This is a genomic window from Kitasatospora sp. NPDC057936 (assembly GCF_042887525.1).
In the GTDB taxonomy this organism is placed as follows: domain Bacteria; phylum Actinomycetota; class Actinomycetes; order Streptomycetales; family Streptomycetaceae; genus Kitasatospora.
In genome coordinates, this window is record NZ_JBHVPD010000072.1 from 1 (window position 1) to 14,161 (window position 14,161).

The 14,161-nt window shown below is 73.2% G+C and carries 13 protein-coding genes; 1 reads left to right on the forward strand and 12 read right to left on the reverse strand.

What is annotated here, in order from left to right; all coding sequences use genetic code 11:
• Positions 1–95: 95 nt before the first annotated feature.
• The 11 genes from htpX to ACFVU9_RS30885 form a co-directional block, all read right to left on the reverse strand.
• Positions 96–959, reverse strand: coding sequence for a zinc metalloprotease HtpX (htpX, locus tag ACFVU9_RS30835; RefSeq protein ID WP_380444771.1), 864 nt, complete (start codon positions 957–959; stop codon positions 96–98).
• A 162-nt stretch (positions 960–1,121) separates the two neighbouring features.
• Positions 1,122–2,744: an NADH-quinone oxidoreductase subunit N gene (locus ACFVU9_RS30840; protein ID WP_387599001.1), complete on the reverse strand. Its 1,623-nt coding sequence runs from the start codon at positions 2,742–2,744 to the stop codon at positions 1,122–1,124.
• Between the two features lies 1 nt (position 2,745).
• A complete protein-coding gene (locus tag ACFVU9_RS30845; protein WP_387599004.1) occupies positions 2,746–4,302 on the reverse strand; it encodes a NuoM family protein in 1,557 nt (518 codons plus the stop codon).
• Positions 4,303–4,358: 56 nt separating this feature from the next.
• Complete coding sequence (locus ACFVU9_RS30850) at positions 4,359–6,434, reverse strand: NADH-quinone oxidoreductase subunit L (protein ID WP_387599007.1); 2,076 nt, start codon at positions 6,432–6,434, stop codon at positions 4,359–4,361.
• Positions 6,431–6,802, reverse strand: a complete 372-nt coding sequence (gene nuoK, locus ACFVU9_RS30855; protein WP_329930390.1) for an NADH-quinone oxidoreductase subunit NuoK — start codon at positions 6,800–6,802, stop codon at positions 6,431–6,433. The genes ACFVU9_RS30850 and nuoK overlap by 4 nt, the downstream gene beginning before the upstream one ends.
• Positions 6,802–7,494: an NADH-quinone oxidoreductase subunit J gene (locus ACFVU9_RS30860; RefSeq protein WP_380444765.1), complete on the reverse strand. Its 693-nt coding sequence runs from the start codon at positions 7,492–7,494 to the stop codon at positions 6,802–6,804. Before ACFVU9_RS30860 ends, nuoK begins: the two co-directional genes overlap by 1 nt.
• Positions 7,491–8,054: a NuoI/complex I 23 kDa subunit family protein gene (locus ACFVU9_RS30865; RefSeq protein WP_380444764.1), complete on the reverse strand. Its 564-nt coding sequence runs from the start codon at positions 8,052–8,054 to the stop codon at positions 7,491–7,493. Before ACFVU9_RS30865 ends, ACFVU9_RS30860 begins: the two co-directional genes overlap by 4 nt.
• Complete coding sequence (gene nuoH / locus ACFVU9_RS30870; RefSeq protein ID WP_380444763.1) at positions 8,051–9,010, reverse strand: NADH-quinone oxidoreductase subunit NuoH; 960 nt, start codon at positions 9,008–9,010, stop codon at positions 8,051–8,053. The genes ACFVU9_RS30865 and nuoH overlap by 4 nt, the downstream gene beginning before the upstream one ends.
• Positions 9,007–10,122, reverse strand: a complete 1,116-nt coding sequence (locus ACFVU9_RS30875) for an NADH-quinone oxidoreductase subunit C (RefSeq protein WP_387599011.1) — start codon at positions 10,120–10,122, stop codon at positions 9,007–9,009. Before ACFVU9_RS30875 ends, nuoH begins: the two co-directional genes overlap by 4 nt.
• The gene (locus ACFVU9_RS30880; protein WP_387599014.1) at positions 10,119–10,808 is read right to left on the reverse strand and encodes an NADH-quinone oxidoreductase subunit B; all 690 of its coding nucleotides are present in this window, start codon (positions 10,806–10,808) and stop codon (positions 10,119–10,121) included. The genes ACFVU9_RS30875 and ACFVU9_RS30880 overlap by 4 nt, the downstream gene beginning before the upstream one ends.
• Positions 10,799–11,215, reverse strand: a complete 417-nt coding sequence (locus tag ACFVU9_RS30885; protein WP_380444760.1) for an NADH-quinone oxidoreductase subunit A — start codon at positions 11,213–11,215, stop codon at positions 10,799–10,801. The genes ACFVU9_RS30880 and ACFVU9_RS30885 overlap by 10 nt, the downstream gene beginning before the upstream one ends.
• A 370-nt stretch (positions 11,216–11,585) precedes the next feature.
• Here ACFVU9_RS30885 and ACFVU9_RS30890 point away from each other — a divergent pair, with 370 nt between their 5' ends.
• Positions 11,586–12,755 carry a sensor histidine kinase gene (locus tag ACFVU9_RS30890; protein WP_380444776.1) on the forward strand — a complete coding sequence of 390 codons (1,170 nt, stop codon included), beginning with the start codon at positions 11,586–11,588 and terminating at the stop codon, positions 12,753–12,755.
• Positions 12,756–12,907: 152 nt separating this feature from the next.
• On the opposite strand, the gene ACFVU9_RS30895 is transcribed toward ACFVU9_RS30890, so the two are convergent.
• Positions 12,908–14,005: a S1C family serine protease gene (locus ACFVU9_RS30895; RefSeq protein ID WP_387599072.1), complete on the reverse strand. Its 1,098-nt coding sequence runs from the start codon at positions 14,003–14,005 to the stop codon at positions 12,908–12,910.
• Positions 14,006–14,161: the final 156 nt, after the last annotated feature.

Genomic DNA, 14,161 nt, shown 5'->3' on the forward strand with positions numbered 1-14,161 from the left:
CCAGCCCCCGGAGCGGCCACCCCCGCAGCCACCCCCGGCACCCCCCACCCACCCGAAAGCCCACCCCGCACCCCAAGCCCCGCGCAGCGGAACCCTCAGCCCCGATACCCCGCCATCCGCTCAAGCCGAGCGATCCGCTCCCCCATCGGAGGATGCGTCGAGAACAACCGGGCCCCAGCCTCACCCGGCCGGAACGGACTGGCGATCATCATGTGGCTCGCCGTCTGCAACTGAGGCTCCGGCGGCAGGGGCAGCCGCCGCGTACCGGCGTCCAGCTTCCGCAGCGCACTGGCCAGCGCCAGCGGATCCCCCGTGATGCGGGCACCGTCCGCGTCGGCCTGGTACTCGCGGGAGCGGCTGACCGCGAGCTGGATCAGCCCGGCCGCCAGCGGTCCGAGGATCATGATCGCGAGCATCCCGAACAGGCCCGGCCCGTCGTCGTCCTCGCTGCGTCCGAAGGGGATCAGCCAGGCGAAGTTCACGAGGAACATCACCACCGAGGCGAGCGCCCCGGCGACCGACGAGATCAGGATGTCCCGGTTGTAGACGTGGCTCAGCTCGTGGCCGAGCACCCCCCGGAGCTCGCGCTCGTCGAGCAGTTGCAGGATGCCGTCCGTGCAGCAGACCGCCGCGTTGCGCGGGTTGCGGCCGGTGGCGAAGGCGTTGGGGGCGGGGGTGGGCGAGATGTAGAGCCGGGGCATCGGCTGGCGGGCGGAGGTGGAGAGCTCCCGGACGATCCGGTAGAGCTGCGGCGCCTCGATCTCGCTGACCGGCCGGGCCCGCATGGCCCGCAGCGCGAGCTTGTCGCTGTTCCAGTACGCGTAGGCGTTGGTCCCGACGGCGACCAGCAGGGCGATCACGAGGCCGCTCCGGCCGAAGAAGCCGCCGATCACCAGGATCAGCGCCGAGAGGCCGCCGAGCAGGACGGCGGTCCTCAGTCCGTTGTGCCGGCGGTGCACGTCAGGCCCTCCAATGGCGCGGTGGGGAAGCCCTTTCTGCCTCGTCCCTCTTGCCCGGTCAACGGGCGGGGCCGGGGACCTTGTTCCCTTGTGACACAGCCGACAGAGGTGACACCACCCTCACCCCCGAGTGCCCACCCACCTCAGAGCCCGCCCGACGGGTCAGAACAGGCTGCCACCCGCCACCTGGAGCACGAGCTGCGGAGCGACCGACAACACCACGGCGACCGAAGCGGTGAGCCCCAGCGTCGCCGTCAGACTCAACGGAAGCCGACTCTCGACGCCTCCCTCGACGCCTGCCCCGGTGCCTGCCTCGACGCCGGCCGCGACCGCCGCCGGAGCGAACAACCGGGCCGTCCAGAGCAGGTAGTAGTACAGCGCGACGACGACGTTGACGGCCATGACCACGGCCAGCCAGCCCAGCCCGGCGTCGACGGCCGCCCGGAACACCACGACCTTGCCGAAGAGCCCGATCACGCCCGGCGGCAGCCCGGCCAGGCAGAGCAGGAAGAAGGCCAGGGCGAGCGCCGTCCAGCGGCTCCGCGCGAACAGCCCGCGGAAGTCGTCCACACTGGTGCCGGCCCGCCGGCCGACCGCCGCGACCACGCCGAACGCACCGAGGTTCACGACCCCGTAGATCAGCGCGTACGCGGCGGTGGCGCCCAGCGGGTCGGCGGCCGTGGGCGCGTAGCCGGCGGCGGCGAGCGGCACCAGCAGGTACCCGGCCTGGCCGACGGAGGACCAGGCGAGCAGCCGGACCGCGCTGTAGCGGGTGTCGAAGCGCTGGCGCAGCGCGCCGACGTTGCCGACGGTCATGGTGACGGCGGCGAGCACCGCGAGCACCAGGCCCCAGGTGTGGGCGTACGGGCGGAACGCCACCGTGGTGGCGAGCGCCAGGCCGGAGAGGCCGGCCGCCTTGCCGACGACCGACAGGTAGCCGGCGACGGGCAGCGGTGCGCCGGTGTAGGTGTCGGGCACCCAGAAGTGGAACGGGACGGCGGCCACCTTGAAGGCGAAGCCGACGAGGGTCAGAACGGCACCGGCCTCGGCTAGCGGCTTGAGCTGCGCGGGGGCGTGCTCCAGGCCCTCGGCGACGGCGCCGAGGTGCAGGCTGCCGCTGGCCGCGTAGACGAAGGAGACGCCGAGCAGCATCACGGCGGTCGCGGTGACGGAGGAGACGAAGAACTTCAGCGCGGCCTCGGCGCCCCGGCCGTCCCGGCGCAGCGCCACCAGCGCGAAGGCGGGCAGCGAGGCGACCTCCAGGGCGACCACCATGGTGGCGAGGTCGCGGGAGGCGGGCAGCAGGGCGGCGCCGGTGGCGCTGGAGAGCAGCAGGAACCAGTACTCGCCGCCGGGCAGCTTCTCGCTCTCCACAGTGTGCGCGGACAGCAGCGCGGCGATCAGCGCGCCGCCGAGGGCGAGCAGCTGGAACACCAGGGCGAAGTGGTCCGCGACGTACGAGCAGCCCGCGTTGTCAGTGGCCCCTGCTACGTTCTGCGCACAGAACGTCGCCCGGGGTGCCCCCCCGGTGAGGGGGAGGAGCGAGATGAGCGCGAGGGCGAGTCCGGCCGCGGTGAGGCGGCCAAGCCACTTCTTGTGGCGCTCGGGCAGGAAGAGGTCGGCGACCAGCACCGCGAGGGCGGCCACGGCGGCGATCAGCGGCGGCGCGATCGCGACCCAGTCCACGGACTGGATCAGGCTGCCCGCGTTGGGTACGGCGAGGGAGGTCACAGTGTGCTGCCCCGTGGAGTGAGGTCCGAGTTCGGCGAGCCGGGCTCCGAACATGTCAGCCACCTCCGAGGAGGTGCTTGACGGCTGGGTCGGAGAGGCCGAGCAGGAGCGCGGGCCAGAGGCCGGCGAGCAGGGTGAGGGCGGCCAGCGGCGTCCAGCTGACGGCCTCGTACGGACGCAGGTCGGCGAGCTCGGCCACCGGCGCGGGCTGCTCGGGGTCGCCCATGCAGACGCGCTTGACGACGATCAGCAGGTACGCGGCGGTGAGGAGGGTGCCGAGGCCGGCCAGGACCATGTAGGTGACGAAGGCCGGGCGGGACAGGCCCGCCGCCGGGTCGAACGCGCCGAACATGGCGAGCAGCTCGCCCCAGAAGCCGGCCAGCCCGGGCAGGCCGAGGCTGGCGACGGCGGCGAAGGCGAGCAGGGCGCCGATCCGCGGCGCGCGGCCGTAGAGGGCGGCGCCGGTGGTGCCGGACAGGGTGTCGAGGTCGGCCGTGCCGTAGCGGTCCTTGAGCGCTCCGACGAGGAAGAACAGCAGGCCGGTGATCAGACCGTGCGCGATGTTGGCGAACAGCGCGCCGTTCACGCCGACCGGGGTGAGGGAGGCGATGCCCAGCAGGACGAAGCCCATGTGGCCGACGGAGGAGTACGCGATGAGGCGCTTGAGGTCGCCCTTGGAGCCGCGGCGGGCGAGCGCGAGGCAGGCCAGCGAGCCGTAGACGATGCCGACGGCGGCGAACGCGCCCAGGTAGGGGGCGAGCGTCGTGGTGCCGTCGGGCACGACCGGGAGGAGGACGCGGACGAGACCGTAGGTGCCCATCTTCAGCAGCACGCCGGCGAGCAGCACCGAGCCGACCGTCGGGGCGGCGGTGTGCGCGTCGGGGAGCCAGCTGTGCAGCGGCCAGGCCGGGGCCTTGACCGCGAGCCCGATCATGATCGCCAGCGCGGCGGTCACCTGGGTGGTGTGGCTCAGGCCGCTGCCGTGCCCGGCGGCGAGGGCCTGCATGTCGAAGGTGCCCGCCTTGCTGCCGATCAGCAGGAAGCCGAGCAGCATCACGGCCGAGCCGAGCAGCGTGTACAGGATGAACCGGTTGGCGGCCGGCACCTTCGCGCCGCTCCCCCAGCGGGCGATCAGGAAGTACATCGGGATCAGCACGATCTCGAAGGCCATGAAGAAGAGGAGGAGGTCCAGCACCGCGAAGGTGGCGAGCATGCCGACTTCGAGGAGGAGGAACAGCCCGACGAAGGCCCGCGCCGACGGCACGTTGTCCCCGGCCGGCAGCCGCTTCTCCGAGTACAGCGCGCAGAGGAAGGTGAGCAGCGCGGTGAGCACGATCAGCGGCAGCGAGACGCCGTCCACGCCGAGGTGGAAGCGCACGTGGATCGCGGGGATCCAGGACACGTCCGTGGTGGCCTGCATCCGGGCGGGCTCGCCGCGGTCGAACCCGGCCGCCAGGGCGAGGCTGACCAGGAGCACCGCGCCGGTGAGCACCGAGTTCAGCCGCAGCGCGCGCCGGTCGGCGACGCCCGCGTCCGGGCCGAACACCGGCGCCAGGGTGAGGGCTGCACCGAGCAGCGGCAGCGCCAGGAGGGCGATGAGGACCGCGTTCATCGGGGACTCCTACGCGCGACGGTCGGGGGGAGGGACAGGACGGGGAACGGCATCCGCTACACCGCCACCAGGACGGCCAGCAGGACGACGCCGGCGAGCAGCGCGCTGAGGTAGGTCTGCGCGTTGCCGGTCTGCGCGAGCCGGACGGCCCGGCCGAGCAGGTTGGCACCGATCCCGCTGCCCTGCACATAGCCCTCGACGACCTCGCGGTCGAGGAAGCGGACCAGCCGGGCAGCGGCGGCCACCGGGCGGACGAACAGCGCGGCGTAGAGCCGGTCGACGCCGAAGCCGTGCCGGGCCGGGCCGAACAGCGGGCCGAGCAGGGTGCGCCCGGGGTCGGCGACCAGCACCTCGGTGGCCAGTACCTCGGCGGCCGGGGCCCCGGCCTGCTCGGGCACCCGGCCGGCCGGGGCGGGGCGGCCCGCGCCCAGCCGGGCGGTGGCCGAGCGCCAGGCGCCGTACGCCAGCAGCGCGCCCGCCACGGCGAGCCCGGTGCCGGTGACGGCGGTGACGCCGGAGGGGCGCAGCGAGCCGCCGTCAAGCAGGGCGGGCAGCCAGTCGGAGCGCAGCCCGGCGATGCCGAAGGCCATGGTCGGGACGGCCAGCACCCACAGCGGCCAGCGCATCGCGTGCGGCTCGGCGGTGGCCGGGTCGGCCTCGTCGAGCTCGGGCGAGTAGGGCGCGTCGGCCTCGTGGTCGGCCACGACGGTGGCCCGGTCGGCGACGGCGGGGGCCACCACCTCGGGGGCCGCCGCGGCGGCACCGGCCGGGCTGTGGAACGCGAGCAGGAAGAGCCGGGTGGCGTAGGCGGCGGTGAGCAGCGCGGTCAGCGCCGCCGAGACCAGCACGATCCACCCGGCGATCTGCGGCACGGCCGAGGCGGGGCCGAGGCCGTTGGTCATCGCCTCGCCGTTGGCGGCGTGCTCGGCGGCGCCGAGGACCGCCTCCTTGCTGAAGAAGCCGGAGAACGGCGGCAGCCCGGTCAGCGCGACCAGGCCGATGCCCATCGTCCAGTAGGCGTCCGGCACCCGCTTGCGCAGCCCGGGGATCCGGGACATCGCGGAGATCGAGTTGGTGTGCGCGGCGTGGATCACCACGCCGGCGGCCAGGAACAGCAGCGCCTTGAAGGCGCCGTGGCTGACCAGGTGGAACACCGAGGCCTCGCGGTCGCCGCTGGCCAGCGCCCCGGCCATGTAGCCGAGCTGGCCGACGGTCGAGTAGGCGAGCACCCGCTTGAGGTCGTCCTGCGCGAGCGCGCACAGCGCCGAGCCGATCATCGTCACGGCGGCCATGACGGCGAGCACGACGAGCGCCGCGCCCGAGAGCAGGAACACCGGCAGCAGCCGGGCGACGAGGTAGATGCCGGCCGCGACCATGGTGGCGGCGTGGATCAGCGCGGAGACCGGCGTCGGGCCGGCCATCGCGTCCGGGAGCCAGGTGTGCAGCGGGAACTGCGCGCTCTTGCCGGCGACCCCGGCGAGCAGCAGCAGCGCGATCAGCGTCGGGTGGCCGAGCTTCCCGTCGGTGGCGGCGGCCAGCACGTCCGGGATCCGGAAGCTGTGGGCGTCGGCGCCGAGCAGGAAGATCCCGAACAGGAACGGCACGTCGCCGAGCTTGGTGACCAGGAAGGCCTTCAGCGAGGCCGAGCGGGCGTCCGCGCTCTCCCAGTGGTGGCCGATCAGGAAGTACGAGCAGATGCCCATGACCTCCCAGCCGACCAGCAGCACGATCAGGTCGCCCGAGTACACGACGAGGAACATCGCCGCGGTGAAGAGCGAGACCAGCGCCGCGTACGAGGGGTAGCGCGGGTCCTCCTTCAGGTACGCGGTCGAGTAGACCTGGACGCACGTGGCGACCAGACCGACCAGCACGGAGATCAGCGAGCTGAAGCCGTCCAGGTGGAGGGCGAGCGCGATGTCCGGGCCGCCGGTCGGGGTCAGCCGGGTGGCGGCGTCGAGCGCCTGGCCGGTGCCGAGCTGGAGCGCGACCACGAGGGCGAGCACGGCCGAGGCGGCGACCGGGACGATGGCGAGCGGCCGGGCCAGGCCGGGGGCCTTCTTCCCGGCGGCCAGGGTGGCGGCGGCGCCGAGCGCGGGCAGCGCGGGAACGAGGACGGGCAGGGCGAGGTTCATGCGGTGGCCTGGCCCTTCAGCGCCCCGGCGCCGGCCGGCGCCTCCTCGGCGAGCGTCTCGGCCGGGTCGCCGAGCGCGGTGGCCCGGTCGATGTCCGCGGTGCCCCTGGCCCGGAACAGCAGCAGGACGATGGCGAGCCCGAGGCCGATCTCGGCGGCGGCGATCGTGATGGTGAACAGCGTCAGCGCCTGGCCGGCGTGCAGGGAGTCGCGCAGCCAGGCGTCGAAGGCGACGAGGTTCAGGTTGACGGCGTTGAGCATCAGCTCGACGGAGATCAGGACGAGGACGGCGTTGCGCCGGGCGAGCACGCCGTACACGCCGACGCTGAACAGCAGCGCGGCGAGGACGACGGGGTAGGCGAGGTGCATCAGCTCTCCTCCGTCACGGGCGGGGCGGCGGCCTCCGGAGCGGTGCGCGGAGCGGTCGCGGCGACGGTCCCGTTGGACCCGACCGGCCGCCCGGTGCGCAGCCGGCCGGCCCGCGGCGGCGGCACCCGGCGCTTCGAGCCGCGCGACAGCACGATCGCGCCGACGAGTGCCGCCAGCAGCAGCACGGACAGCGCCTCGAAGGGCAGGACCCACGTGCGGAACAGGCTCGCCCCGGTGACGGCGGCCGATCCGCCGCCACCCCCGAGGTCGATCCAGGAGGTGCGGAAGGCGTCCACGACCAGGGTCACGAGCGTTCCGGCGGAGGCCAGCGCGACCGCCAGGGCGACCCAGCGGTTCTTCGAGTCGGCGTCCGGCGAGCGCCCGATCGGCGCCTTCGTGAGCATCAGCCCGAACAGCACCAGGACGATCACCGAGCCGAGGTAGATCAGCACCTGCACCCAGGCGATGAACTCGGCGGTGAGCAGCAGGAACTCGATCGCGAGCCCGCCGAGCGCGACCACCAGCCACAGCGCGGCGTGCACCAGCTGCTTGGTGCTCACGGCGACGACGGCCGAGCCGAGCACGGTGATGCCGATCAGCAGGAAGACGACCTCCACGCCGGTCGGCGACAGGAACGAACGGGAGGCCGGGGCCAGCGGGCCGGTCGCCGCGAGCAGGGCAAGAGCAGTCACTCGGTCTCACCCTTCTCCTCGGGGGCGACGGCCGCCGCGGCGGCCGCGGCCAGCTTGTCCGCCGCCTTGCGCGCGGTGGCGATCTCCTTGGGCTCCTCGGCCGCCGGGTCCAGCGCCGGCGGCGCCGGGACGGTCCACATCCACTCGCGGAGCCGGTCCCGTTCGTGGGTCAGCTCCAGGATGTCCGTCTCGGCGTACTCGAACTCCGGCGACCAGAACAGCGCGTCGAACGGGCACACCTCGATGCAGATCCCGCAGTACATGCAGAGCGAGAAGTCGATCGCGAAGCGGTCCAGCACGTTGCGGGTGCGGGCGCGCGCGTTCGGGTCGGCGGCCGGCAGCGTCTCCTTGTGGGAGTCGATGTAGATGCACCAGTCCGGGCACTCGCGCGCGCAGAGCATGCACACCGTGCAGTTCTCCTCCAGCAGCGCGATGACGCCGCGCGAGCGCGGCGGCAGCACCGGCTGCACGTCGGGGTACTGCGCGGTGACGGTCTTCTTCGTCATCGTCCGCAGAGTCACGGCCAGCCCCTTGGCGAGGCCGGCACCCGGGAAACTCATGAGATCGCCACCTTGATGATGCCGGTGAGGGCGAGCTGGACGAGGGCGAGCGGGATCAGCACGGTCCACGCGAAGCGCATCAGCTGGTCCTCGCGCAGGCGCGGGTACGTCACCCGCAGCCAGATCACCACGAAGGCCAGCGCGAAGGTCTTCAGCAGGGTCCAGAGCCAGCCGAGCTGGTCCGGCATCGGGCCGTGCCAGCCGCCGAGGAACAGCACGGCGGTCAGCCCGGACACCACGAGGATGCCCACGTACTCGGAGAGCAGGAACAGGGCGAAGCGCAGGCCGGTGTACTCGGTGTACGCGCCGAAGATGATCTCCGAGTCGGCCACCGGCATGTCGAACGGCGGGCGCTGGAGCTCGGCCAGACCGGCCGTGAAGAACACGAACGCACCGATGAGCTGCCACGGGAGCCAGTACCACTGCCAGGAGTCCACGATCCCGGGCAGCGACAGCGTGCCGGCGGCCATCGCCACCGAGGCCGCCGCCAGCACCATCGGCAGCTCGTAGGACATCAGCTGGGCGGCCGTGCGCAGGCCGCCGAGCAGCGAGAACTTGTTCGCCGAGGCCCAGCCGGCCATCAGCTTGCCGATCACGCCGACGCCCATCACGGCCAGCACGAAGAACAGCCCGGCGTCGACCGCCTGGCCGACGAAGCCGTCCGGGCCGACCGGGATCGCCAGCAGCACGAAGAGGTACGGCAGCAGCGAGACGGCGGGCGCCAGCTGGAAGATCCGGCGGTCCGCCCCGGCGGGGACGATGTCCTCCTTCTGCGCGAACTTCACGCCGTCGGCGACGAGCTGCGCCCAGCCGTGGAAGCCGCCGGCGTACATCGGGCCGAGCCGGCCCTGCATGTGCGCCATGACCTTGTGCTCCGTCTGGCCGATGATCAGCGGGACGGTGAGGAAGACGACGAGCGTGGCGACGCAGCGCAGCACCGTGTCGAGCAGGTTCACGTGCCGTCTCCGTCCTGGCCGGCCGGGCGGGCCGACGGGTCGTCCTTCTTCTCCGCCGGGGCCTCGGCGGGTTCCGCCGCCGGCCCCTCCGCAGGTTCCTCGGCAGGCTTCGCGTCGTGGGCGGGCACCGGGTTGTGCCAGGGCGCGTCCGACGACTGCGTCCGCGTGGGGGTGGATCGCTCGGCCTTGGGCTCGTCAGCGGCCTTCGGCGCGTCGGCACCGGGCGCTTCGACCGGCTGGCTGACCGAACCGTCCGACACCGACCGGGTCCGCCGCGGGCGGTCCGCCCGCACGGCCGGAGCCTCACCGGCAGCGCCCTCGGCGACGGCGCCCTCGGCAGCCTCGGCTCCCGCCTGGCTCGCCGAACCGTCCGACACCGACCGGGTCCGCCGCGGCCTGTCCGCCCGCACGGCCGGAGCCTCACCGGCAGCGCCCTCGGCGACGGCGGCACCGGCAGCACCGGCAGCCGCCGCGGCGGCCCGTGGAGTGCGCGCCGCCGCGCCCGCCGCCCGCGCACCACGCGCGGGCCGCTCGGCGACCGGCGGCAGGGTGCCCTTGAGCGGGCCCCACTCGTTCGGGTCCGGCACGCCGGCCGGCTGCATCTTGCGCCGCGCCGGCCCGTCGCCGTGGTCGGACTCGCCCGGCTCCTTGGCGCCCGGCCAGGCCTTGGCGACGCGGGCCGCGAGCACGAACTCCTTGCGCAGCGGGTGTCCCTCGAAGCCGTCCGGCAGCAGCAGGGTGACGAGGTGCGGGTGCCCGGGGAAGTCGATGCCGAACATCTCGTGGGTCTCGCGCTCGTGCCACGCGGCACCGGCGTACACCGACACGGCCGTCGGCAGGGCGGCCTTGTCCCGCGGCACCCGGGTGCGCAGCGCGAGGTGGCGCACCGCGTGTCCCTCGGCCGAGGCCAGGTGGGCGACCACGGAGAAGCCGTCGGCGAGCTCGTCGACGGCGCTCAGCCAGTCGAAGAAGCCCAGGCCGAGCCCGTCACGGGCGGCGGTGAGCGCCTCGATCCAGTGCTCGGCGGGCACGTCGACGGTGATCAGCCCGTACGCCTCGGCGCCGGTCGCCCACTCCCCGACCGACGCCGCGTACTGCTCTGCCGTGGTCACGAGACCCCTCCCTCTGCCGAAGAGCCCGAAGACCCCGAAGGCTCCGCAGAGCCCGAAGACCCCGCGGGGCCCGCGGGCCCCGCCACCAGCGGACGCCGCAGCGCCGACGCGGGCGCGGCGTAGCGGGCGGGCAGCGACTCGGCGGCGATCTTCTCCTGCAGCTTGAGGATGCCCTGGAGCAGCGCCTCGGGCCGCGGCGGGCAGCCGGGCACGTAGACGTCGACCGGGATGATCTGGTCGACGCCCTTGGTCACCGAGTACGAGTCCCAGTACGGACCGCCGGAGTTGGAGCAGGCGCCGAAGGAGATGACGTACTTCGGCTCGGGCATCTGCTCGTAGAGGCGCTTGACGGCGGGCGCCATCTTGTCCGTCACCGTCCCCGAGACGATCATCAGATCGGCCTGCCGGGGGCCGGGCGCGAACGGGATGACACCCATCCGGATGAAGTCGTGCTTGGCCATGGACGCCGCGATGAACTCGATCGCGCAGCAGGCCAGCCCGAAGTTGAAGCACCAGAGGCTGTAGCGGCGGCCCCAGTTGAGCACGACCTTGACCGGGTCCGGCGCGAGCCGGGCCAGCGGGCCGATGCTCCGGCGCTCGACGGCGCCGGGGCGCGACGGGTCCGGGAGGCCGAGCGGGACCGGTCCGCCCGGCGCGGCGTGCGAGTGGTTGTGCGTCATGTCCATTCCAGAACGCCCTTCTTCCAGGCGTAGAGCAGCCCGACCGCGAGGAAGCCGATGAAGAGGAACATCTCGATCAGCGTCCCGGCCCCGTACCCGGCGGTGGCGAACACGGTCGCCCACGGGAACAGGTAGATCGCGTCGACCGCGAAGATCACGTACAGGAAGGCGTACACGTAGTAGCGGATCTGGGTGTGCGCCCAGTCCTCGCCCACCGGGTCCACGCCGCACTCGTAGGCCAGGAGCTTCTCCGGCGAGTACACCACCGGACGCAGCAGCCGGTTGGCGGTGAACGCGACGGTCACGAACAGCACGCCGATGACGGCGAGCAGTCCCATCGCGGCGTACGCGTCGAAGTAGCCGCTGCCGACCGCCGGGTCGGCCGCGACGGCAGCCGCTTGCCGCCACTCCATGCCTTCGCCCTCCACTCGGCCGTGAACCGCCCCTCAAGGCAGTTCTACGTCGCTTCTTTACACGGTCATAACCATGGCCAATGCGTGAGTCTAAGGGGACGGCTCCGCTCCACCCGAACCCAGCCCGCTCCGCAAGACATCACGTGGACAACCGGTGGACACCCCCGTACCGCCCGGAGCCGTCCGGAGAGGGACGGGGAGGGGCCGGCAGGGGTGGGGATAACCCCCGGCCCAGGAGATGTATCACCCCCATGGCACCACCCGCCCCGTGTTCGGGAAGCTTGGACCACTAGAGCGAGAGGGAGGGTGGATCCTGATGAAGCCCCTGACCCGGCGCGCCGTGGCGGCCGTCAAGGAGCAGGACGCGCGGATGGAGCGCGGCCCGCTGTACGGCGCCCGGATGTGGCGACAGGCCGGGCAGTTGATGCTGAACCTGCCACTGGGCATCGGCGGGTTCGTCTTCGCGGCGGTGATGCTGTCGGTCGGCCTCGGGCTGTCCGTGACGGTGATCGGCCTGCCGGTGCTGGCCGCCGGGCTGGCCGGCTGCCGCGGTCTGGGCGCGCTGGCCCGGCGCCGGGCGCGGTCGGCGCACGGTTCGGAGATCAGCGAGCCGGAGCCGGTGGTCCGGCGCCGCCCGGGCGTCACCGGCTTCGCCATCGCCAACCTGACCGACCTGCTGAACTGGCGCTCGGCGCTGTACAACGTACTGCTGCTGCCGTGGGGCATCCTGAGCTTCACCGTCACCCTGGTCAGCGTCGTCGTGCTGTGGCCGGTGCTGCCGTGGGTGATCCGCGCCGAGGCGGCGGTGGACCGGATCCTGGTCGAGGCGCTGCTGTTCCCCGGCGCCCTGTCCGAGCGGGTGCGCGAGCTGGAGGAGGACCGCGGCACGGTGGTCGACACCGCCGCCGCCGACCTGCGCCGGATCGAGCGCGACCTGCACGACGGCGCCCAGGCCCGCCTGGTCGCGCTGGCGATGGACCTCGGCATGGCCAAGGAGCGGCTGCGCGAGGTGGAGACCCCGGCGGACATGGCCGCCGCGGCGTCGATGGTCGACAACGCGCACGGCGAGGTGAAGCTGGCCCTGAAGGAGCTGCGCGACCTGGCCCGCGGCATCCACCCGGCGGTGCTCACCGACCGCGGCCTGGACGCGGCGCTGTCCTCGGTGGCCGCCCGCTGCACCGTCCCCGGCGGAGTCCGGGTGAACGTCGAGCTGCGCGGCCCCGACGGCGTGGCCGAGCGCCCGGACTCGGCGGTCGAGGGCATCGCCTACTTCACGGTCAGCGAGCTCCTGACGAACGTCTCCAAGCACTCCGGCGCGCGGAGCGCCTCGGTGGAGGTCTGGCGCTCCGACGACCAGCTGATGCTGCTGGTCCAGGACGACGGCCGGGGCGGCGCGACCGCCTACCCGGGCGGCGGCCTGGCCGGGCTGGCCGAGCGGGTCCAGGCGGTGGACGGGGTGTTCCTGGTGGAGAGCCCGGAGGGCGGCCCGACCACCGTCACCGTCGAGCTGCCCTGGCACACCCGGGCCGCCCGCCACTGAACACCCGGGCACACGAAGGCGCCGGCGCCCCGCCGAGGCAGTGACGGGGCGCCGGCGCCGCTCCGGTGCGGCACGGCCGGACCGCGGAACCCTTGCGCGGTCGTGCGGCCCGGCCGGTGGCCGTACCGGGGTCCGGGGGGGCCGGTGCGGCCCTAGGAGGTCGTCTCCAGCGTGCCGAGGGTGACGTCGGCGGTCTGCGCCTTGCCGTCCCGGGTGTACGTCACGGTGGCCTTGCTGCCCGGCGTGAGCGAGGCGAGGGCCGTGGTCAGGGCGTTCAGCGAGTCGACCGCGGCGTCGCCGATCTTGGTGATGACGTCCCCGGGCTGGAGCCCCGCCGAGGCGGCCGGGCCGCCCGCGGTGACCGAGACGATCACCGCGCCGGCCGGCTGGAACTGCTGGTTGAAGCTGGTCCGGGCGGTGACGCCGAGCGCGGCCCGGCCGGAGTTGGTCACCTTGCCCTGCTTGATCAGCTGGTCGGTGATGTTGGTGATGGTGGACGCCGGGATCGCGAAGCCGATGCCGGGCGCGGCGGCGCCGTTGGCCTGCGGCTCGGTGGCCGCGAGGGTGTTGATGCCGATCACCTGGCTGTCCAGGTTGACCAGCGCGCCGCCGCTGTTGCCCGGGTTGATCGCGGCCGAGGTCTGCACCATGTTGCCGATCGTCGCGCCCGGCGATCCGCCGCCCCTGGGCTCGGAGACCGTCCGCCCGGTGGCCGAGACGATGCCCTGGGTGACGCTGCTGGAGAGCCCGAGCGGGCTGCCCATGGCGAGCGTGATCTGGCCCAACTGGACCTTGCCCGAGTCCCCGAAGGTAGCGGGCTTGAGGCCGCTCGGCGGGCTGCTCAGCTTGATCACCGCGAGGTCGGAGTCGGGGTAGCTGCCGACCAGAGCGGCGTCCAGGGACTTGGTGCTGTTGGCCAGGGTGACGGTGAAGGTGGTGGCGGACCCGACCACGTGGGCGTTGGTGACGATGTCGCCCTTGTCGTCGTAGACGATCCCCGAGCCGAGGCTGTCGCCGGTGGTGATCTGCACCACGGACGGCAGGACGTCGGCGATGACCTTCTGGTAGGCGTCCTGGAGCTGGTTGCCGGTCATGGGCGGGGCCGAGGAGCCCGACGCGGCCGGTGACGGGGCCGCGGAGGACGAGGCCTGGCCCGTGGCCGAGGACTTGGCCGACGACGAACCGCTGCTGCACCCGGTCAGCGCCAGCGCGGCGGCCGCCAGGACGGCGACCGCACCGGGGGCGCGCAGCCACCCGCGGAACGCCTTGGGGCCGGTAGGCCGCGGACCGGCCGGGAGGGGACGGTTGTGTTCCTTCTTTCGGCTCACCTTGGCTGCCTCCGATTCGTCACCAGGCCGAGAGCACAGAAATCTTTGTCAGCATTTCACCGATTTGTCCGAATTGCT